Below are 20775 nucleotides of genomic sequence, written 5' to 3' on the forward strand. Positions count from 1 at the left end.
GACGACAATGTCTGGACTGCACCACGTCACCGCGATCGCCGGCGATCCCATCAGGAATTTCGGCTTTTACACCAGGGATCTCGGCCTGCGCTTCGTCAAGAAGACGGTCAATTTCGATGATCCCGGCACCTATCACTTCTATTATGGCGACGAGACCGGCCGCCCCGGCACCATCCTGACCTTCTTCCCCTGGGCCGGCGTGCCGGCTGGGCGCCGCGGCGTCGGCGAAACCCATCAGACCGCCTTCCGCGTGCCTCAGCGTTCGCTCGGCTACTGGACGCAGCGCTTCACCGAGAAGGGCATCGCCTATGAAGCCCTGGAGAAGCGCTTCGGCGAGTCCGTGCTGCCGTTCACCGACCCCGATGGCATGGCGCTCGCGCTCGTCGGCGTTCCCGGTGCCGAGAACGAGCCCGGCTGGAGCAATGGCGACGTGCCGGCCGAGCATGCGATCCGCGGCTTCCACGGCGTGACCTTGCTGCTCGACAGCGCGGCGAAGACGGCCGCCGTCCTCACCGACGTATTCGGCTTCAAGGAGACGGGACGCGAGGGCTCGGTGATCCGCTTCAAGGCGCCGGGCGATGCCGAGGGCAGCGTCGTCGACATCTACGAGGCCAAGGGCTTCTTGCGCGGCCATCAGGGCGGCGGCTCGGTGCACCACATCGCCTTCCGTGCGGCCGATGACGCCGAGCAGGGAGCGATGGCGCAAAAGCTCGTCAGCAATCACGGCCTGCACCCGACCGAGCAGAGGGACCGCAACTACTTCCGCTCGATCTACTTCCGCGAGCCCGGCGGCGTGCTGTTCGAGATCGCGACCGATATTCCCGGCTTCGCCGTCGACGAACCCGTTGCGACGCTGGGACGCGACCTGAAGCTGCCGGCCTTCCTCGAAGCGCATCGCAAGCAGATCGAGGGTGTGTTGCCGAGCCTGGAAGAGAGCGTGTCATGACCGAGAGTGCATTCATCCATCGTTTCGAGCCCGCGCGCGACGCGGGCTCGGCCCCGCTCCTGCTGCTGCACGGCACCGGTGGCGACGAGAACGACCTGCTCGGGCTCGGCAAGATGATCTCGCCCGGTGCCGCCCTGCTCTCGCCGCGCGGCCGCGTGCTCGAGCACGGCATGCCGCGCTTCTTCCGCCGCCTTGCCGAGGGCGTGTTCGACGAGGACGATGTGCGCCGGCGTGCGCGCGAGCTCGGCGATTTCGTTGGCGAGGCGCGGCAGCGCTACGGCATCGCCGCGCCGGTTGCTGTCGGCTTCTCCAACGGCGCCAACATCGCAGCCGCGCTGTTGCTGCTGCAGCCGGGCGTGCTGGCAGGCGCGATCCTGCTGCGCGCCATGGTGCCACTGTCAGATCCGCCCAAGGCCGAGCTCGGCGGCAAGCCCGTCCTGCTCCTGTCCGGACAGGCTGATCCGATCGTGCCGGCGAGCAACTCGGCCCGGCTCGCTACGCTGCTGTCGGAAGCGGGTGCGCGTGTCGATCACAGGGTCCTGCCAGCGGGCCATCAATTGTCGCAAGCCGACGTGACGCTCGCCCGCGACTGGATCGGCAACGTCGCCGTGGAGGCGGCCTGATCCCAAAGCGGCGTACCGCCTGACCGCGGTGCGCCGCTTCGTTATATCCGAGCGACCTTCCGCCGCATCTGCGCAATCGGGCACCACCCTGCCGGAAATTTCCGCTTGCTCGTTTCCGCGCCAGGCTTAGAATTTGGGACAAGGTTCCGAAATATGGAACTACCTTGGACCGACCTGCATGAGCGCCCTCACCAACGCGATCGAGATCCTGCGCTGCTTTTCCAGCGCGCGGCCGGATCTGTCGTTCGCGGACGTGATGGCGCTGACGGGCAAACCGAAGAGCTCGACCTCGCGGCTGCTGCGCTCCTTGCGCGACTGCGGTCTGCTCGAGCAGGACCCGCACACCCGCCGCTACCGCCCCGGCCTCCTCACCTTCGAGCTCGGCCGGCTGCACCGCGCCCATGACGATCTCATCAGCATGGCCGAGCGCGAGCTGCGCGAGGTCTGCGCGCGCACCGGCCACACCGGCTACATCGCCGTGCTCGACGGCTACGAGCAGGTCGTGCTCCGGATCGTTCCGGGCTCGAATCCCCTGCGTGTCGTCAATCCGCCCGGCCAGCGCACGCCGGCGCTCGCCACCTCGAACGGCCGCGCCATGCTCGCCCGCCTCGCCGACGAGGACGTCCGCGCGCGGGTGCCTGCGACCTATCCAAAGCTGCCGCGCAACTCGCCGCAGAACTTCAAGCAGCTGATGGCCCGCCTCGACGAGATCCGCCGCACCGGCGTGTCCGAGGCAGCCGATGAATCGATCGAGGGCGTCGGCTCCCAAGGCTTTGCGCTGAAAAGCGGCGAGACCGGCGAGATGATCGGGATCGCGGTGTCCTATTCGGTGCAGGCGACCACTGCCGCCGAGCGCGCCAATGTCCGCCGCGAGCTGGCGGCGATGGCCGCAAAATTGCGGCGCATGACCGGCGATCCGCTCGACCAGGATACAGCGCGCGTTCAGACGGGGACGCGATGAGCAGCGCCACCACCCAGCGCCCCAACGGCCTTGCGCTCTTCATTCTGCCGAGCGCGCTGCTGTTCGCCCTCTTCTTCTTCCTGCCGATCGGGCTGATGGCGCTGATGAGCGTGCTCACCGGCAATCCGGTGGTGGCGCCGAAGGTCGCCTTCACCACGCGCCACTACGCCCGCATGATCGACGATCCCTTTTATCTCGAGGTGATCTGGACCACGATCCGGATCGGGCTCGTGACCACGCTGGTCGCGCTCGCGATCGGCTATCCGCTGGCGCACTGGATGGCGCGCATCAAGAGCCGCACCGGGCACGCGCTGCTGCTGATGGCGGTGCTGGCGCCGATGCTGACCGGCATCGTGGTGCGCACCTTCGCCTGGATGACGCTGCTCTCCGACAAGGGCGTCGTCAACCAGACCCTGATGTCGCTCGGCGTCATCTCTCAGCCCCTGAAGCTGATGTACACCGAGACCGGCATCGTGGTCGGCCTCGTCCATATCTACGTTCCGTTCATGGTGCTGACGCTGACCGGCGTGATCGGCCGCATCGACGAGCGGCTGGAGCAGGCCGCGGAAAATCTCGGCGCGAGCCCCTTGCGCGCCTTCCTCGAGGTGACGCTGCCCTTGAGCCTGCCCGGCATCCTCGCCGGCTCGCTACTGGTCTTCGCGCTGGCGATCAGCGCCTATGTCACGCCGATCCTGCTCGGCGGCTTCCAGATCATGACGCTGCCGATCCTGATCTACCAGCAGATCTCGGCGAACTTCAACGTCGGCTTCGCCGCCGCGCTCGGCATCATCCTGCTGATGATCTCGCTCGGGCTCGTCGTCGCCTATAACCGCGCGCTCGGCCTCGTCTCCGGCCAGCGCGAATTGCAGTGAGGCCGACGATGCAAACCACCGCCTCGCACAGCCCATCGCTCGCGGCGGCCCGGCAGGCAGCTCCCGCGCGGACGACGGGAAGCGTCAGGCACTACGGCCGCTATCTCTATCTCGCCGTCAACATCGCCATCCTGATCTTCCTGCTGGCACCGATCGCGATCGTCGTCGTGTTCGCCCTGAACCCGACGCCGTTCATCCAGTTTCCGCCGGTCGGCGTGTCGCTGCGCTGGTTCGAGAAATTCTTCGCCTCGCGCGACTTCATGCATGCGCTCGGCTTCAGCCTCGAAGTCGCGGTCCTCACCACCATATCGGCAACGATCCTCGGCGCTTCCGCGGCGCTCGCGCTCGCGCGCGGCAATCTGCCGGGCACGCGGCTGATCGTCGCGACGATGCTCTCGCCGTTGATGCTGCCGGCGATCCTGACGGGCCTTGCACTGTTCCAGACCTATGTGCTGCTCGATGTCGGACGTCCGACCTGGGGCCTCGTTGCCGGCCATACGCTGGTGACGCTGCCTTACGTGGTGCGCACCACGCTTGCCGTGCTGCATAATTTCGACCTGCGCCTCGAGGAAGCCGCGCGCAATCTCGGCGCAAGTCCCTTGCGCACCTTCTTCGAGGTGACGCTGCCGCTGATCAAGCCGGGCGTGCTGGCGGGCGCGATCTTCGCCTTCATCGTCTCGTTCGACCAGTTTCCGGTGTCGCTGTTCCTGGTCTCACCGGGCAACGAGACCCTGCCGGTCACGCTGTTCAACTATCTCAAGTTCGATCTGGACGGCACCATCGGCGCCGCCTCGGTGGTCTCCATCGTCCTCGCCTTTGTCGTCGTCATCGGGCTCGACCGCACCGTCGGCCTGCGCTCCTACGTCAAATTGTAACCGCTCATTGCACCGAAGGAATCGAGACATGATGAAAGCTCTGGGATCCTCACGGCTCAGCCGCCGCCGCTTTCTGACCGCGAGCGCCTCGCTCGGCATCGGCACGATCGCCGCGCCCTATGTCGCGCGCGCCGACGATCCGACGCTGCGCATCACCGGCTGGGGCGGCAAGTGGGGCGAGATCATGAAGGCCGAGATCGGCCCCGCCTTCGAGAGCGAGTTCAAGTGCAAGCTCCAGACCGACTCCGCCTTCCCCTATCTGCCGAAGCTCCAGGCAAGCTCGCGCTCCGCGCCGATCTACGACGTGCTGCACACCAATTCCAACGAGCAGTGGGCAGCGGCCGAAATGGGCCTGGTCGAGCCGAAGATCGATCCCAAGCTCGTCCCGAACCTTGCCGACGTCTACCCCTACGCGATCAGCGACAAGATCGTCGGCGTCTCGATCTTCACCAGCGCCATCGGCCTTGGACTTCGCACCGACAAGGGCTACGGCAACATCACCTCGTGGAAGGAGCTGTGGGACGCGAAATACAACGGCGTCCGCGGCGGCTACGTCATTCCCGTCAACAGCCTCGGCCAGGCCTTCCTGATGATGTGCGGCACCCTGTTCGGCAAGGGCCAGACCGATCTCGACGCGGCCTATGCCGCGCTGGAGAAACTGAAGCCGATCAAGATCGTCGATTTCACCGGCGCGATGGAGAAGATGCTGCTGTCCGGCGAAGTCGGCCTCTGCGTCATCCACGATTCCGGCATCTACCGCTATGACGGCCAGAACCAGCCGACCGATTTCGTCTCGCCGAGCGAAGGCATCTTGTCGCTCGAGCAGGTCCTGACCATCACGCCCGGCAGCAAGATGAAGGAGCTCGCCAACGCCTATGTGAACTACATGCTGCGCCCGGAGGTGCAGAAGCGCCTTGCGGAGACCGTGTGGTATTCGCCGGCCAACAGGAAGGTGAAGCTCGACGCCAAGTATGACGCCAAGCTGCTCACCACGCCCGAGAAGGTCTCGAAGCTGATCCAGGTCGACTGGAAGTGGTACAACGAGCGCAAGGACGAGATCGACCAGCGCGTCAACCGGATCTTCCGCGCATGAGCGCGTCGATCGAGATCGCCGGCGTCAGCAAGGTCTATGACGGCGGCGTGCGCGCGGTGGACGCGGTCGCGATGGACATCAGGCAGGGCGAGTTCTTCTCCCTGCTCGGCCCGTCCGGCTGCGGCAAGACCACGACGCTGCGCATGATTGCCGGCTTCGAGACGCCGAGCGCCGGCGCGATCCGTGTCGACGGCGCCGACATCACCCATGTGCCCGCGCACAAGCGCGACATGGGCATGGTGTTCCAGAACTACGCACTGTTCCCGCATCGCACCGTCGCCGAGAACGTCGCCTTCGGCCTGCGCATGCGCGGGCTCGACAAGGCGAGCATCGCAGCCAAGGTGAAGGCGGCGCTGGCCATGGTCGAGCTGTCCGGCCTCGAGGACCGCCGCCCAGCCCAGCTCTCCGGCGGCCAGCAGCAGCGCGTGGCGCTTGCCCGCGCCATCGTGATCGCACCGCGCGTCCTGCTCTGCGACGAGCCGCTCGGCGCGCTGGACAAGAAGCTGCGCCAGCAGATGCAATTCGAGCTCAAGCAGCTCCAGAAGAAGCTCGGCCTGACCCTGGTCTTCGTCACCCACGACCAGGAGGAGGCCCTCGCAATGTCCGACCGCATCGCCGTGATGAACGGCGGCCGCGTCGAACAGGTCGGCACGCCGACCGAGATCTACAACCAGCCCACGACGCGCTTCGTCGCCGACTTCATCGGCGACACCAACATCTTTCGTGGCGAGCGCACCACGACGAGCGCAGGCGGCCCGGCGCTCGACGTCGGCAAGGGTCTGATCCTGGCGCTCCCGTCCTCCGAGGCGCAAGGCACCGGCGTTCTCTCGGTCGCTCTGCGCCCCGAAAAGATTCGCCTCATCCCGCGCGCTGACGCCGCTACCGCAGCCGGCAGCTCCGCCCACGGCATCGTCGAGAACACCAACTTCCTCGGCGGCGCGGTGCTCTACCGGATCACGCTCGAGGGCGGCCATCGTGTCCTCGTGCAACAGCCCAATGCAGGCACGAGCCGCCTGTTCGTCCCCGGCAACGGTGTCACGCTCGACTGGACGCCGGCCGATCTCGTCGTCTTGAAGGACTAGACATGAACATGCCATTGAAGCACCAGCGCATCGGGGTGGTCGTGATCGGCCAGAGCCCGCGTCCTACCGTCGCCTCCGAGATCGCTGCCGTGCTGTCGCCGGGCATCGAGATCGAGCTGCGCGGCGCGCTCGACGGCATGAGCCGCGCGGAGATCGACGCCATTCCGCCGATGGACGGCTACGACACGCTGTTCACGCTGCTGCCGAACGGCGACGGCGTCACCATCAGCAAGAAGGAAGTCGAGCGCCGCGCAAGCCAGCAGATTACCCGCTTCAAGCACGAGGGCGTCGGCGTGACGCTGATGGCCTGCACCGGCAAATTCCCCAACCTTGCCGCCGACGGGCTCGTCATCCTGCCCTCGGCCATCCTGCACAATCTCGTCGAGGCCGTGCTGCCGAAGGGCCGGCTCGGCGTGTTCTCGCCGCTGCCCGAGCAGACCGTGCTGATCGACAAGAAATGGCAGCGCGACGGCGTCGAGGTCGTCGGCATCACGCTGCGTCCCGGTTCGAACGACGCCGTCGTCGACGAGGCCGCACGGACGATGGCGGATCTCGAGCCCGATCTCGTGGTGATGGATTGCATCAGCTACACCAGCGCCAACAAGGCGCGCGTGCGCACGGCCTATCCGGGTCCCGTGATCCTCGGCATTGCCGCCGCGGCCCGCATCGTCGAGGAGCTGGTGTCGTGAGCAAGGTGGAATTGAAGACGATCAGCCTCGAGGAGATCGAGGCGCTCGCGGTCGGCGCCTGGATTCTCGGCACCGGCGGCGGCGGCAGCCCCTATCTCGGCCTGCTCAATCTGCGCCGGCTCTATGCCGAAGGGCACCGCGTGCAATTGATGTCGCCGCTCGACCTCGACGACGCGGACTGGGTGGCGGTGGTCTCCAACATGGGCGCGCCGCTGGTCGGACAGGAGCGCCTCGCTGACAGCCGCAACATCGCGCGCGCCGTGCGGATGCAGGAAGAGATCAATGGCATCAAGTTCCGCGCCGTGATGTCGGTCGAGATCGGCGGCGGCAACGGCGTGCAGGCGCTGATGGCGGCCGCGCATCTCGGCATCCCCGTGGTCGACGCGGACTGCATGGGCCGCGCCTTCCCCGAAGCGCAGATGACCTCGGTCGCGATCGGGGACCTGCGTCCCTATCCCTGCACCCTCTACGATCCCCGCGGCATCGAGGCCGTCGTCACCAAGGTGCCGAGCTGGAAGTGGATGGAGCGGGCGAGCCGCAAGATCTGCGTCGAGATGGGCTCGATCGCCTCCACCAGCAAGGCGCCGCGCACCGGACGCGAGGTGAAGGACTGGGGCATCCACTTCACCACCACCAAGGCGATTCGCATCGGCCGCGCCGTGCAGGAGGCAAATCGTCGTCACGAAGATCCGATCGCCGCGCTGCTTTCGACCGAAGGCGGCAAGAAACTCTTCACCGGCAAGATCATCGACGTCGCCCGGCGCACGACGGAAGGATTTTTGCGCGGCTCGGCCATGATCGAGGGCAGCGATGCGGATCGCGGCAGCAGGCTGGTGCTCTCGTTCCAGAACGAATGGATCGTAGCCTGGCGTGGCGAGACGGCGATCGCGACATCGCCCGATCTGATCTGCGTGCTCGACAGCGTCAACGGCCACGGCGTCGGCACCGAAACGGTGCGCTATGGCCAGCGCGTCACAGTCGTGGCCCTGCCGGCGCCGGCCGTGCTGACGAGTCCCCGGGGTCTCGAATTCGTCGGCCCCCGCGCCTTCGGCTACGACCTCGACTACCGTTCCCTCTTCGCGCCCGCTGAGGCAGGAGCTTAAGATCCCATGAAGCGTATTGGCATCGATGTCGGCGGCACCAACACGGACGCCGTGCTGATCGTCGACGAGAAGGTCGTCCATTCCGTCAAGCGCCCGACCACTGCCGACGTGACCTCGGGCATCCTCGACGCCCTCAAGGCGCTGCGTGCCGAGCCTACGGCCGCGGTGAAGGTCGACGCGGTCGTGATCGGCACCACGCATTTCATCAATGCGGTGGTGCAGCGCCGCCATGTGCAGAAGATCGGCGCGATCCGCATCGGCATGCCCGCAAGCGCCTCACTGCCGCCGTTCTGCGACTGGCCGGCGGATCTCGCGACACTCGTCAACGGCGAAATCTTCATGCTGGAAGGCGGCCACGATTACGACGGCCGTCCGTTCATGCCGCTCGACACCGCCGGGCTGAAGGAGGCCGCGCGAAAAATCAGGGACAAGGGCCTGCGCTCGGTCGCGGTGTGCTCGAGCTTCTCGCCGCTCGATCCCTCCTGCGAGACGACAGCGCGCGAAATCCTCGCGGAGATCTGTCCCGACGTCGCGGTGACGCTGTCGCACGATCTCGGCCGCATCGGTCTTCTGGAGCGCGAGAATGCCGCGCTGCTCAACGCCTCCCTGCACGATCTCGCGGTCACCACGGTCGCCGCCTTCCGCAAGGCGATCGCCGACAGCGGCATCGATGCGCCGCTGTTCCTGACCCAGAACGACGGCACCGTCATGCAGGCCGAGATCGCCACCGCCTTCCCGGTGATGAGCTTTGCCTCCGGCGCCACCAATTCGATGCGCGGCGCCGCGCATCTGTCCGGCCTCGACGACGCCATGGTCGTCGATGTCGGCGGCACCACAAGCGACATCGGCCAGCTGCGTCACGGTTTTCCGCGCGAGGCGAATGCGGTCGTCGAGGTCGGCGGCGTGCGCACGCTGTTCCGGATGCCCGACCTGCTCTCGATCGGGCTCGGCGGCGGCAGCCATGTCGACGAGGACCCGGTCCGCGTCGGTCCGCTCAGTGTCGGCTACCGCCTGACGTCGGATGCTCTGGTGTTCGGTGGCTCGCGCCTCACCGCCACCGACATTGCGGTGGCCGCAGGTCTCATCGACATCGGCGACCGCTCCCGCGTCGCCAAACTGCCGAAGCGCCTGATCGAGGCCGCGCTACGCGATGCCTGGCGCAAGCTGGAGGAAGACATCGACCGCATGAAGACCGAGGCCGGCGACGTGCCGCTGCTCGCGGTCGGCGGCGGCGCTTTCTTGGTGCCGGATCGCCTGCCCGGCATCTCCGAGATCGTGCGCGTGCCGCACGGCGACTGCGCCAATGCTGTGGGTGCCGCGATCGCGCAGGTCTCCGGTGAGGCCGACCAGGTGTTCCGCGACCTCAGCCGCGAGGACGCGATCGCGGCCGCGCGCGACATCGCGGCGGACCGCGCGGTGCAGGCAGGTGCGGCACGCGACAGCCTCAAGACCGTTGATGTCGAGGACATGCCGATCGCCTATCTGCCCGGCAACGCGCTGCGGGTGCGCGTGCGTGTTGCAGGGGCGATCGCCGATCCGGATCTGCCTGCGGCGGCGTAGCCGTCCATCAAAAACTGAAAAACAACCCCATGCACAGTAGCCGATCATAGCAAAGTCAATGGCTTACGCGGGCAGCGAGGCCATTTGACTCGTCGGGCAAAACAGGGGCATAATGCTATTATTCCGAAGTCTGGGCATTCACCTCTTCCTTCTCCCCTTGCGGGAGAAGGGATGATATTATGCATTGTAAATCAATTACTTAATTCGCGAACCCTAGCGGAGTGTCCCTATAGTGTCCTAACCCGCTCCGCTCAGCTTTTCTGTTTATAGCCATTGCGGGGCCGGACCTTCACGGATTGATCCACCTCCTGTGGACACGCCATAGTTGAGTGTTATGGCGACTCATATCCCAGACCCTTATTACGTCGCTTTCATTGATGAGGCGGGCGACCCAGGACTGAAAACCGTGCGCCCAATCGATCCAGTTGGTGCCACGGAATGGCTGTGCCTTGGCGCGGTACTTATCCGAGCGAAGCATGAACCCGAAGTGAGCAACTGGGCTCGGACGATCCTGTCCAAGGCTGGATGTAACCGCACCGATCTTCACTACAGGCATTTGTCGCCCCCTCAGAAGCGGATCGCTTTAGGGGAAATCGCTCAGCTTCCGTTACGCGGTTTTGTTCTCGCATCGAACAAGAAGAACATGCGCCGCCACCAGAACGAACGAGCAGAGCGCGCTGGAGCCCAACAGTGGTTCTACAACTATTGTCTACGTTTGCTTTTGGAGCGCGTAACGGACTTCTGCTATCGGCATACAGTCAAGGACCGCGCAAAGGATCGCTTCCTCAAGATCCTGTATAGCGAACGCAGTGTCCATTCCTACGCGCAAACAGCCGCCTATCATGAGCTGCTTAAGATGCAGGCCAAAGCTGGGGCTCTCGTCCTTCCGAAGCGCCGGATTATGTGGGAAGTACTAGACTGGCGCCTTGCCCAGCCGGTGCCACACCTCGCAAGCCCCGGTGCTCAGCTTGCTGATCTTGTAACCAGCGCATTCTACCAAGCTGCGGACACGCTTCCACCGACGAAGTGGAGCAACGAATTTGCGAAACTACTGGAGCCGGTTATGGCTAAGGAGAATGGGTCGTGTATGGACTATGGCGTGTCTCTTCAACCGACACCAACTTGGAAGGCCAAGCTGAACGACAAGCAAAAGCAAATCTTCGAGTTCTATGGATACAAATTCTGGCCGTAAGGGCATGACAGGCAGCGAAAGCCCGTCTTTTGGTGATCGACCGGCTTGAGTGTGCGAACGACTAAGGGGTGGCCGATGCTGCGCTGGTGGGTCAACTACCAATACTGGAAGCGTGACACTATCCGGTTTGAGTACAGGGCAGTACTGATTTTTCTGCTCATTTTGGCAGGGGCTTGCTTCGTTGTCGGTTGGTTTTTCGCGGCGCCTGAAGTTCGAGGAAAATGGATAAACAGCGCCGGACTGATGTTCGATGTTGGTGGCGTGATCCAACTTCATATCAGCGGACTTTTCGATGAGATCGTCAACAAGTACGGCGACGCTGAAAAATACCCGTACGGACCGCCTTCTCACATCACACGGAAAATAATCGATGATCCAGATAGGCCGATCAAGATGTGGATACGAACCCACCTCTTCTTGGAGTCAACCGGCGGCTTTTACTTACTGCTAGTTGGGTTCGCATTTCAACTTATGGGAACGTGGGTCTGAGCCCCTGGGGGAGCAAATGAACTTCAGGCTGGGCTTTTTCAGAATTTGGGTGATCCTTTCTATCCTATTCATTATCGCGGTCGCCATTCTTTCGTACAAAGACGTCAGCGGCGAATTTGAGAAGGCGTCGCTAGATTTCAGTTTCGTTGGAATTGCAATGGTGCCGGTCAATTGCAAGGAGGCGCGGGCAAGGCCGGGACGGATTACGAACCGCCAGATCGCCCGTGGAATGCATATAGCAACGCAGCAAATTGCTGGTACCAAATGCCGACATTTCGACGGCTGTTCCCCGAATATAAGGACATGGTCGATGATGTAGTGAGCGACAAGCTGTACTCAAAAGCGGGCATTGAACTCCATCCGGCCCGCCCGTGGAAGGCGCTTGGAATTGCTCTCTCTATAGCGATTGGAGCGCCACTGATCGTTCTGGTTCTCGGAGCAGCTCTGGGCTGGGCGCTCGTAGGATTTCGCCCGAGGTCGACCTGAACAATTCGGAGAAGCCGAGTCGTCTCGTGGGGCGGACGAAGGAGACTTCGGCATCTGACCACGAACCGTCATCCTCGTACGAGCCGGCGTCGCAAACGGCTAGGTCGGTAACTTGCCGCCGGCCCCCGACGCATTGCCAGACAGGGGCCCGAAATGCGGGCCGCGCCGCGGCTCCCATCCGTAAATAACGGGCTCAATTTGTTCACCGGTTTTGGGGCTCCCTTTTGACAACCGGCCGCTTGGGCTCGTATTCTCGATGTCGGGCTGAGAGAACGTAACAGGAGCTGGCATCCGAAGAACGGGTGCACGCCGGGGGGCTGGCAAGTGCAATTAATTGAGAAGCTGCGCAATCAGATTGCGCAACCGCTCGGGCGACTGAACATTGCTGTCCGATTTGCGGTCGTCATTCTGGCCTGTGTCGTCATTGGCGGTCTTATTTTCTGGCTCTGCAATGAACTCGTCTACTACTACGTAGCGCGGACCTATGCGGAAGAACTTGCAGATGCGTACGACCTAAATACTGGAATAACGCGAGCCATCCTTTGGGCGAGTTTTGCCGCCGTTGTGGTTCTTGCGGGCTATTCGCTTTCGTTCTCCAAGCAAAAGCGGCGCATAGGATACGCGGGCCTGCTCGCACTTATCCTCGGACATTCGCTACTGCTGGGACGCCTCGACGCAAATTTCCGCAAGAACGGTGTTGCCGAGAGATGCTACGTGATGACGCGCACCAGCATCAAGACCCTCAACCGTGTCGGGATTGATGCGGACACAGGTCGTGAGTGCCGGCCGCTAACGCCCCAGATGGTCGAGAAGATTGCAGAGTACAAACGGGGGCATCGGCCGACACAGATAACCTCAAGTGACCCAACGTTTTTTGATCCGACAACTGGCGAGCCGGTCGTTTGGTATTTCAAGAACGATCGTGGCCAAATCCAGCTATTTGACCTCATGGGTTTTCATCCCCAGACAGGCGACGAACTAGTGCCCGTCACCCGAGAGGTCGTGGAGGCGTGGAAACAACAGAACGCAAAGGTTGTTCGGCGCGCGCCTGTTCTCGTCCCGGACCCCGAGAAGTTTGGTTTCTTCGATCCAACGACAGGTGCTGCCAAGGTTTGGTACTCGCGCAGCGAAACCGGACAGTATGAGTTCTATGACGGCCCGGGCTTCCACCCGCGATCCGGTGACCAGTTCACAATCGTCACCCGCGAAGTGATCTCCGACTGGCGACAGCAACAGGAGGCAATCGCCGCTCGCCAAAAGGCCGAGCAGGAGCAGAGGGACAAGGAGGCTCGCGAGCGAGCTGAACGCGAGGTTCAGCAGGCCCTAGAAGCAGCGGACCGGGAGCGGCGAGCACGTGAAGCCAGCGCCGAAGCTGAGCGACAACGACTGCAGGGCGGAAATGACTGCGATCGGCTTGCCGCAAACCCCACTGATGCAAAAAGAATTGGCGACGGCGTGTCGTTTGAGGCGTTGAAGTACCAAGCTGACCAAGCTTACGACGCTTGCACCAAGGCCGTAGCGGTCTCGCCCGCCGAACTCCGGTATCAGTACCAACTTGGCCGCGCGGCTCAATTCAAGGATAAGAAGCAAGCGTTCGAAATATTCTTCCGTCTCGTTCAGGCAAACTATCCCGCCGCGTTCGACAATCTAGGTGGGATGTATCTATGGGACCGCAAGGATGTAACCACAGCCATTACGCTGTTTAAGCGTGGGAGCGCACTCGGTGACGCGGACTCAATGGTGAGCCTCGTTGATCTTATCGACAAAGGGCAGATCCCAACGCCGAACCCGGAACAGACGAAGCTAGCCCTGTTGCAGCGAGCTGCCGAGCTCGGGCATGCGGGGGCCCAACGAGGTTATGAGCTTGAACTGCAAAAGCTCAATCAAGAGCGGGTCAATCAAGTGAACCAGCAACAAATGATGCAGCTGTTCGGAGCCTTCGTTCAGGGGATTGCAAGGCGTTAACCATCAGCGGCAATGCTCTATCAACTGCCCGCTAGCTGATTACATTTTGCCTTGGATAGGAAGCATCCTTTTGCGCACCGTCTGTCGCCGTCAGGTTCTAATTTTCATTCTCGCGGTCGCAAGCGGGATTTTTGGCAGTGCGTTTGCGTACGCGGGGACGGCGTCTTCTCCGATGCCGCCGGATGACCTACCAGCGTGCGTGGTGGTCGGTCCAACATCGACGCCGCTGAACGTTCGAGCCGCGCCCCAGGGGCAAATACTCTCGGCCATTTCTAACGGGCAGCTTGTTCGCATTCTGGACGAGACAAAGGACTCTCGCGGCAAGCACTGGGCTCACATAGCCGACGCTAACTCTCGGCCCGTGGGGTGGGTGTTCAGGGAATATCTTGCCTGCAGATAACTTCATGGGAGACAGCAATCTTTATGGCATCACTGCCAATCAAAGCTGCCGCGCGGCACGAAGAACGTGGATGCCCGGGACAAGCCCGGGCATGACGACCTTCGCCAAACAAAAAGCTCGAAAACAACCCCATGCACAGTAGCCGGTGATAGTGAGATCAATGGCTTACGCAGGCAGCCAACGGGGAGGTTTGACTCGGTCGGGCAAAACAGGGGCATAATGCGATTATTCCGAAATAACCGCGTGCTCCTCTTCCTTCTCCCCTCATGGGAGAGGGCACATCTACATCATATGAAAAATTTCAATTAGCTAGCGAAGCGGTATCCCTTTAACGCCCTCATTCGATTTTTGCGGTTATCTGGCTCGAGTGAAGGCGACCAGCGTGCGCAGCATCGACACCGTACCGAGATCGGTCCTCGGTGCGGCCGCGGGGGCCGTTCGCGCACTGACACGCACGCTTCATTTGTCTGTAGGGCGCTGCGGCCTTCCCTGTCTCGCCGCCTGCGAGGTTCGGCTTGCGGGGACCTCAAAGACCGCAATACGGCGATCGAGTTGCCATAGCTCGACGTCGTTGACATCAACCAGTTGCGCAGCACGTTCTCGTGCTTCCTGCTCGTCGGCACACTGCAATTTGGCTACGCTTATCACGTGGCGGTGCTGATCCAAAAGGTAAGCCCTGTAATGAGCCATCCCCACACCTCCCAACGCCCGCGTTTATCGGATCATCACCTCAATCCATCAATCAGCGTTCTCCAGCCGAACGCATCGTTCGCCGTCAGCAGCAAAGCGCCAAGCGTTGCCAAGTAGGATGGCAGTTCGCGATCAGGACGCGCGTTGATATTGGCGACAAACGAGGCGACCGCGTTCTTGAGATCGCGTCGGTCCAGATGATCGAAGGCCCGTTGCTTGCAACGCTCGACATATTTATCGCGCGCCAGCTCAATGAGCAGGGAACGTACCATTTCGTCTCCCCCAACCGATGACTGTTTTCAATCGTTGGGGAATTGGAACGGACCAGGCTTTTTCCGTCTGTTCGAAAAGCGACAAACGGATCTCTTTTGATCGCAAGTGTGGGAATTGAGATACAGGCCGCTCGTTGATGGCAACGCAGCGGTGCGGCCTGAGCGGCCGGATCGGAGATGAAGCGGATCGTCACCTTCGACAGCTTGATCGCCGAGGCGTTGCGGTAGTCGGCCCATTGTTGAGCGTGATCGAGGAGCCCTTGGCCCAAGCGCCGAGCTGGTACGGCCCTGTCCCGACCGGCTGCGTGACGTTGGTCGCCGCGCCCCTCGCTCGCGACACACCCTCGCGGGACTATTTGCGCAACATTGACCCCGACGACATCGAGACAAACAGCGGGAAGCCGAGAACTTGAAATAAAAAGTGAAAAGAAGAGCGGGGATATTCCTCAAAGCTGACTTGATTTCTCTCTCCGCTCGCTTTCCTGGCGCAACTAATTGATGAGTAAGCAGTGATGACTGATCAGCAATTAGCCCTGGAAGCGATTAGCGACGCGCAACTCATACTGGAAGAATACCTTCAGCCCTGCCCCAAGGATAATGCGCTTATCCTTGAAAAGTTGGTGGAAGTCCTCGAACGGCCTGCCTTGATCGTTGCCGTAAGTCGATTGCAGCAACAGGGCAATTGAGCGCGTCCATGAGCAAACCCCTTCGATCGTTTGCTTTAACCGTTTGCATTGCTGCGCTCTCATTGCTCGAAATGACCAGCGTGCATGCCAAGCAACAATGCAGCACCGCAATGCCGCCAAATCCGCAAGGGCAATGGTGGTCTTATCGTCTCATTGACGGACGAAAATGCTGGTACGCGGGTAAGCCCATGCTGTCGAAAGCATTGCTGGAATGGCCTATGGAGCGGTCCCCCCAACTCGGTGCTCGCGGAGAAGCGACAGGCATTGTCATAGCTAGCAAGCCCGGCAATCCCCTGGATGCACGAGCGTTGGCACTGAAAGAGGGCCCTGACACTTTTGAAGAGCGATGGCGTGCCAGGATCATCTCCAGCTCAAACACAGGGCATGACTGACCGATACTAACGACCTAAGCGATCCTGCATACCGCTTATCGCGGGCGAGGACTTTCGACTGCCTGTTCGCGGCCGTGCGCTTGGTTACATCATGCAATCACGCGCCTGAGTTCGTCCAGAACAACGCCCCTCCGCAACTCGTGCGCAGCAGCCGTCAAATGAGAGCCTACGATCAGACCGAGCCGCCTTAAAGTCAGGAGAGCAACGGGGTCACACAGCTCGATAGAAAGTCCGGCTCCCAAGGTCGCAAGGGCGCGTTGCTCATCCGCGTCGAGATCAGTCCACAAGATGCCTTCCATCAAAGCACCTAAAAATTGTTCCCAAGGGTATCTCAAAACCCAAACGCGTGCCTGATCTGCCGCAGCATGGCCATGGCCGCGTCGGTGTACCGACCGTTGGTTAGGTATCGATCCACTTGCGCTGTGCTAATCAGCGCCACAACTGCCACCGTAAAGCCCTTAAACATTGGGCCTCTCCTGAAAGAGACCGCCAACCGGGCGTGTCGAAATATCCAACCGTTCTTAGAATACGCTGCCGCGCATGGCGACGAGCTATATGCAAATGGTGACAGTGACGGGTAACCAGTTCCTTAACGAGCGCGATGTCTGGATCGGCGCGCCGTGGGCTGAGGCCAGGGCTCTAGAGACCGCCACCGGATGGTCGGCTTAAAATCGCGCTCTCCGCGAATTCATCTCGCGAGATTCGTGTGCGGAGACAGACCCCTCACCTTGCGAGTCAGTGTCTACCGGCGTCGCCGCCCTCTCCCACAAGGGGAGAGGGCACAGCAACGGGCAGGGCGCGCCTCGAACGACGAGGGTGCCCCCGCGCCCCCTACTCCCAATACCAGGTCGAGAAATCGTTCTCGTATTGCGGGACGTCCTTCCAGACGCCTTTCAGCTTCTTGGCTGTGATGGTGATGAGCTGCGGCTGGTACATGTAGGCGGAGACGGCGTCGGTGGCCAGCATGCGCTGGGCGTCGCCGAGAAGCTTGGCGCGGGCGGCCTCGTCGGGCGTGGACACGATCTGCTTATAGAGCGCGTTGAACGCCTCGTTGTTGTAGCCGAGGTAGTAGTCCGGCTCGGTGATCTTGACGAGGTCGAACGGCTCGACATGGCTGACGATGGTGAGGTCGAAATTGTGCGGACCATTGCCGGCGAACACCTGCGACAGCCATTGCGCCCATTCGACGTTCTCGATCTTGGCGATGATGCCGACCTTGGCGAGCTGGGCTGCGACGATCTCGCCGCCCTGCCGCGCATAGGATGGCGGCGGCAGCTTGAGCGACAGTTCGAGCGGCGTGGTGACGCCGGCTTCGGCGAGCAGCTTCTTGGCCTTCTCGGGATCGTAGGGGTTGATGCCTGTGGTGTCGACATAGCCGAGCGATCCCGGCACGTAGAAGCTGCCGATCGGCGTGCCGAAGCCGTCGACGGCACCGTCGATCATGGCCTTGCGGTCGATCGCGGCGAGGATGGCGCGGCGGACGCGGACGTCATCGAGCGGCTTCTTGCGCTCGTTGATCGCGACGATGGTCTTGGCCTTGGAGCCGCCCACCAGAACCGTGAAACGCGGATCGGCCTTGAACTGGGCAATGGTGCGCTGGGCCGCGACGCGCGGGAAGGCATCGACGTCGCCGGAGAGCAGTGCCGCGGTCTGCGCCGCCGGATCGGAGATGAAGCGGATCGTCACCTTCGAGAGCTTGATCGCCGCGGCGTTGCGATAGTCGGCCCATTTGGTCAGGGTCATCGAGGACCCCTTGGCCCAGGCGCCGAGCTGATACGGCCCGGTGCCGACCGGCTGCGTGACGTTGGTCGGCGCGCTCTTCGGCTCGACGATCGAGCCGCTCGCCTGCCCCAGCAGGAACGGCAGGTTCGGCTCGGAATTCTTCAGGGTGATCACGACCGTGTCGGCGTCGGGCGCGGCGACAGACTCGAAGCCCTGGAACAGGCTCTTGTCCTTGTTGGTGCTGGTCGGCACCGCGTTGCGCTCGAACGAGAACTTCACCGCGGCGGAGTCGAACGGCTCGCCATTGTGGAACTTGACGCCCTTGCGCAGCTTGAAGGTGTAGGTCTTCAGGTCGGGCGAAGCGGTCCAGCTCTCCGCCAGCAGCGGCGAGGTGGTGCCGTCCTCGTTGATCTTGGTTAGGGTCTCGTAGATGTTGTAGAGCGCGACTTCGGCGATCGCGGCAGCGGCCGCGTTGGTGGGATCGAGACCCGGCGGCTCCAGCGCCATCGCCATGACGACGCTGTCCTTCTTGCTTTGTGCCAGCACCGGCAGCGGCGCCGCGACAAACGCGGCAGTGAGTGCGACGATGGATAGTTTCCTGAACATGCGTAACTCCCCTGCCTTCTCAATTCCCAGTCTACGCCAATCCTGCGCCCGAGACTAACCCTCCGCAGCGGGCGGCGGCAACGCCATCACGGCCTCCGCCTTGTGACAGGCGGCAAGGTGTCCCTCGCCCACCTTGCGTAGCTCAGGCAGGGCCTCGCGGCAATGCTGGTCGGCGAGCGCGCAACGCGCGACATAGGGACACCCCGTGGCGGCCGCCGATTGCGAAGCGATTGCCTGGGCCCCGCGCCGACGCCGGCCGCCCCCCGCGCGCGCCCGCGGCACGGCGTCCAGCAGCGCCCGCGTATAGGGATGGGCGCAGCGCTCGAACAGATCCTCCGGCCGCCCCTGCTCGACGATCCGGCCGAGATACATCACCGCGACCTCGTCGCAGAGATAGTCGACGACGGCGAGGTCATGGCTGATCAGGACATAGCTCAGGCCGAACTGGTCCTGGAGGTCCTGCATCAGGTTCAGGACCTGGGCCTGCACGGAGACGTCGAGCGCCGAGACCGGCTCGTCGGCGACGATCAGCTTCGGCTGGGTAATCAGCGCGCGCGCGATCGCGATGCGCTGGCGCTGGCCGCCGGAGAATTCGTGCGGATATTTGTCCATGTCGGCATCGCGCAAGCCGACCTGGCGCAGCACCGCGGCGACGCGTTCCCGGAACGTGGTGCGATCGGCGCCGTCCAGCACCGTCAATGGCTCGGCGACGATGCGCGCGATGGTCTGGCGCGGATCGAGCGAGCCGTAAGGGTCCTGGAACACCATCTGGAAATCGCGGCGCGCACGGCGCAGCTCGTCGGCCGAGAGGCGGTTGAGGTCGCGGCCGAGCAGCGCGACCTGCCCCGACGTCGGCCGTTCCAGCGCCATCACGACGCGCGCAAACGTGGACTTTCCGGAACCTGACTCGCCGACGATGCCGAGGCTCTTGCCGGGCAGGACCTGCACGCTCACGCCGTTGAGCGCGCGCACCTGCCCGGGCGGACGGAACAGGCTCTCGCGCGGCAGCATGTAGCGCTGCTCCAGATCCCTGACGTCGAGAAGAGGCGCGGTGCTCATGCGGACAGGGCTCCGACATTCTCGGCCATCGAGACATCGGTGCGCACGCAGCGCACGACATGACCGGCTCCGACCTCGACCATCGGCGGCAGCGCGGCGCGGCACCGATCGATCACGAGCGGACATCGCGCGGAGAAGGTGCAGCCGGCCGGAAGATCCGCGAGCTCCGGCACGGTGCCCGAGATCGTCTTCAGCCGCGTCCCCTTGCGCGCGCCGAGCTTCGGACGGGCGCGGAACAGGCCTTGCGTATAGGGATGGCCCATGCGGCGGAACACCTCGTCGGTCGGCCCGCTCTCGACGACGGTGCCGCCATACATCACCATCATGCGCTGCACGTTCTCGGCGATGACGCCGAGATCGTGCGAGATCAGGATCATCGACATGCCGCGCTCCTCGACGAGATCGGCGATGAGGTCGAGGATCTGGCCCTGGATGGTGACGTCCAGCGCCGTGGTCGGCTCGTCCGCGATCAACAGGTCGGGCTCGCAGGCGAGCGCCATCGCAATGGTGATGCGCTGGCGCTGGCCACCGGAGAACTGGTGCGGATAGGCATCGACGCGCCGCGCGGGATCGGGCAGCCCGACGCGGTCGAGCAAGGCGATCGTCTCCTTCCGCGCCTGCGACGCCGAGTAGTTCTTGTGACGCCGCAGCGGCTCGGCGACCTGGTGGCCGATCGTGTGCATCGGATTGAGCGCGGTCATCGGCTCCTGGAAGATCATGCTGATGCGATTGCCGCGCAGGCGGCAATAATCCGCATCCGCAAGCCCGGCGAGCTCGCTGCCATCGAGCTTGATGCTGCCGGTGACGACGGCGCTGTCCGGCAACAGGCCCATCAGGGACATCGCGGTCACCGACTTGCCGCAGCCGGATTCGCCGACGAGCCCGAGCGTCTCGCCGCGCTTGAGCGAGAAGCTGACGCCGCGCACGGCCTGCGCCGGCCCGCGGCTGGTGTTGAGGCGGACGCCAAGATTATCAACCTCGATCAGCGGCATGGTGGAGCGCTCAGCCATGG

21 protein-coding genes and 1 pseudogene are annotated in these 20775 nt (G+C 63.1%); 17 read left to right on the top strand and 5 right to left on the bottom strand.

Annotated features, from left to right (window positions below; all coding sequences use genetic code 11):
• Positions 1-7: 7 nt before the first annotated feature.
• The 15 genes from EI171_RS31755 (at position 8) to EI171_RS46840 (ending at position 14336) form a co-directional block, all read left to right on the top strand.
• On the top strand, positions 8-946 hold the full coding sequence (locus EI171_RS31755; protein ID WP_011086031.1) for a ring-cleaving dioxygenase: 939 nt from the start codon (positions 8-10) through the stop codon (positions 944-946).
• On the top strand, positions 943-1569 hold the full coding sequence (locus tag EI171_RS31760) for an alpha/beta hydrolase (RefSeq protein ID WP_011086030.1): 627 nt from the start codon (positions 943-945) through the stop codon (positions 1567-1569). Before EI171_RS31755 ends, EI171_RS31760 begins: the two co-directional genes overlap by 4 nt.
• 178 nt (positions 1570-1747) lie before the next feature.
• The gene (locus tag EI171_RS31765; protein ID WP_011086029.1) at positions 1748-2530 is read left to right on the top strand and encodes an IclR family transcriptional regulator; all 783 of its coding nucleotides are present in this window, start codon (positions 1748-1750) and stop codon (positions 2528-2530) included.
• Positions 2527-3402, top strand: coding sequence for an ABC transporter permease (locus tag EI171_RS31770; RefSeq protein WP_161535673.1), 876 nt, complete (start codon positions 2527-2529; stop codon positions 3400-3402). The genes EI171_RS31765 and EI171_RS31770 overlap by 4 nt, the downstream gene beginning before the upstream one ends.
• An 8-nt stretch (positions 3403-3410) precedes the next feature.
• Positions 3411-4277: an ABC transporter permease gene (locus EI171_RS31775; protein WP_028172142.1), complete on the top strand. Its 867-nt coding sequence runs from the start codon at positions 3411-3413 to the stop codon at positions 4275-4277.
• A 28-nt stretch (positions 4278-4305) separates the two neighbouring features.
• Positions 4306-5370, top strand: coding sequence for an ABC transporter substrate-binding protein (locus EI171_RS31780; protein ID WP_161535674.1), 1065 nt, complete (start codon positions 4306-4308; stop codon positions 5368-5370).
• Positions 5367-6452: an ABC transporter ATP-binding protein gene (locus tag EI171_RS31785; RefSeq protein WP_161535675.1), complete on the top strand. Its 1086-nt coding sequence runs from the start codon at positions 5367-5369 to the stop codon at positions 6450-6452. Before EI171_RS31780 ends, EI171_RS31785 begins: the two co-directional genes overlap by 4 nt.
• 2 nt (positions 6453-6454) lie before the next feature.
• Positions 6455-7141 carry an AroM family protein gene (locus EI171_RS31790; protein ID WP_161535676.1) on the top strand — a complete coding sequence of 229 codons (687 nt, stop codon included), beginning with the start codon at positions 6455-6457 and terminating at the stop codon, positions 7139-7141.
• A complete protein-coding gene (locus EI171_RS31795; protein WP_161535677.1) occupies positions 7138-8244 on the top strand; it encodes a DUF917 domain-containing protein in 1107 nt (368 codons plus the stop codon). Before EI171_RS31790 ends, EI171_RS31795 begins: the two co-directional genes overlap by 4 nt.
• 6 nt (positions 8245-8250) lie before the next feature.
• Complete coding sequence (locus EI171_RS31800) at positions 8251-9804, top strand: hydantoinase/oxoprolinase N-terminal domain-containing protein (protein ID WP_161535678.1); 1554 nt, start codon at positions 8251-8253, stop codon at positions 9802-9804.
• Between the two features lie 334 nt (positions 9805-10138).
• The gene (locus EI171_RS31805; RefSeq protein ID WP_246740647.1) at positions 10139-10996 is read left to right on the top strand and encodes a DUF3800 domain-containing protein; all 858 of its coding nucleotides are present in this window, start codon (positions 10139-10141) and stop codon (positions 10994-10996) included.
• 75 nt (positions 10997-11071) lie between these two features.
• Positions 11072-11485, top strand: coding sequence for a hypothetical protein (locus EI171_RS31810; RefSeq protein WP_161535680.1), 414 nt, complete (start codon positions 11072-11074; stop codon positions 11483-11485).
• A gap of 16 nt (positions 11486-11501) precedes the next feature.
• Positions 11502-11804 carry a hypothetical protein gene (locus EI171_RS31815; protein WP_161535681.1) on the top strand — a complete coding sequence of 101 codons (303 nt, stop codon included), beginning with the start codon at positions 11502-11504 and terminating at the stop codon, positions 11802-11804.
• Positions 11805-12295: 491 nt separating this feature from the next.
• A complete protein-coding gene (locus tag EI171_RS31820; RefSeq protein WP_161535682.1) occupies positions 12296-13936 on the top strand; it encodes a tetratricopeptide repeat protein in 1641 nt (546 codons plus the stop codon).
• A gap of 172 nt (positions 13937-14108) precedes the next feature.
• The gene (locus tag EI171_RS46840; RefSeq protein ID WP_371740549.1) at positions 14109-14336 is read left to right on the top strand and encodes an SH3 domain-containing protein; all 228 of its coding nucleotides are present in this window, start codon (positions 14109-14111) and stop codon (positions 14334-14336) included.
• Between the two features lie 725 nt (positions 14337-15061).
• Here the strand turns inward: EI171_RS46840 and EI171_RS31830 are convergent.
• Positions 15062-15298, bottom strand: a complete 237-nt coding sequence (locus EI171_RS31830; RefSeq protein WP_039184130.1) for a hypothetical protein — start codon at positions 15296-15298, stop codon at positions 15062-15064.
• 146 nt (positions 15299-15444) lie between these two features.
• Positions 15445-15626: pseudogene (locus EI171_RS45925) on the bottom strand (ABC transporter substrate-binding protein); the annotation flags it as partial.
• A 184-nt stretch (positions 15627-15810) separates the two neighbouring features.
• Here EI171_RS45925 and EI171_RS45015 point away from each other — a divergent pair.
• Together EI171_RS45015 and EI171_RS31840 are read left to right on the top strand one after the other, a co-directional pair.
• A complete protein-coding gene (locus EI171_RS45015) occupies positions 15811-15984 on the top strand; it encodes a hypothetical protein (protein WP_165448148.1) in 174 nt (57 codons plus the stop codon).
• Positions 15985-15992: 8 nt separating this feature from the next.
• Entirely contained in the window at positions 15993-16376 is a 384-nt protein-coding gene (locus EI171_RS31840; protein ID WP_231166669.1) for a hypothetical protein, read from the top strand.
• 831 nt (positions 16377-17207) lie between these two features.
• Here the strand turns inward: EI171_RS31840 and EI171_RS31845 are convergent.
• The 3 genes from EI171_RS31845 to EI171_RS31855 are packed head-to-tail and all read right to left on the bottom strand — an operon-like array spanning position 17208 to position 20773.
• A complete protein-coding gene (locus EI171_RS31845; RefSeq protein ID WP_161535684.1) occupies positions 17208-18704 on the bottom strand; it encodes an ABC transporter substrate-binding protein in 1497 nt (498 codons plus the stop codon).
• A 54-nt stretch (positions 18705-18758) separates the two neighbouring features.
• Entirely contained in the window at positions 18759-19763 is a 1005-nt protein-coding gene (locus EI171_RS31850; protein WP_161535685.1) for an ABC transporter ATP-binding protein, read from the bottom strand.
• Positions 19760-20773: an ABC transporter ATP-binding protein gene (locus tag EI171_RS31855; RefSeq protein ID WP_161535686.1), complete on the bottom strand. Its 1014-nt coding sequence runs from the start codon at positions 20771-20773 to the stop codon at positions 19760-19762. Before EI171_RS31855 ends, EI171_RS31850 begins: the two co-directional genes overlap by 4 nt.
• Between the last annotated feature and the right edge of the window lie 2 nt (positions 20774-20775).

The sequence above is a fragment of the Bradyrhizobium sp. LCT2 genome, from assembly GCF_009931255.1.
Lineage (GTDB): Bacteria > Pseudomonadota > Alphaproteobacteria > Rhizobiales > Xanthobacteraceae > Bradyrhizobium > Bradyrhizobium diazoefficiens.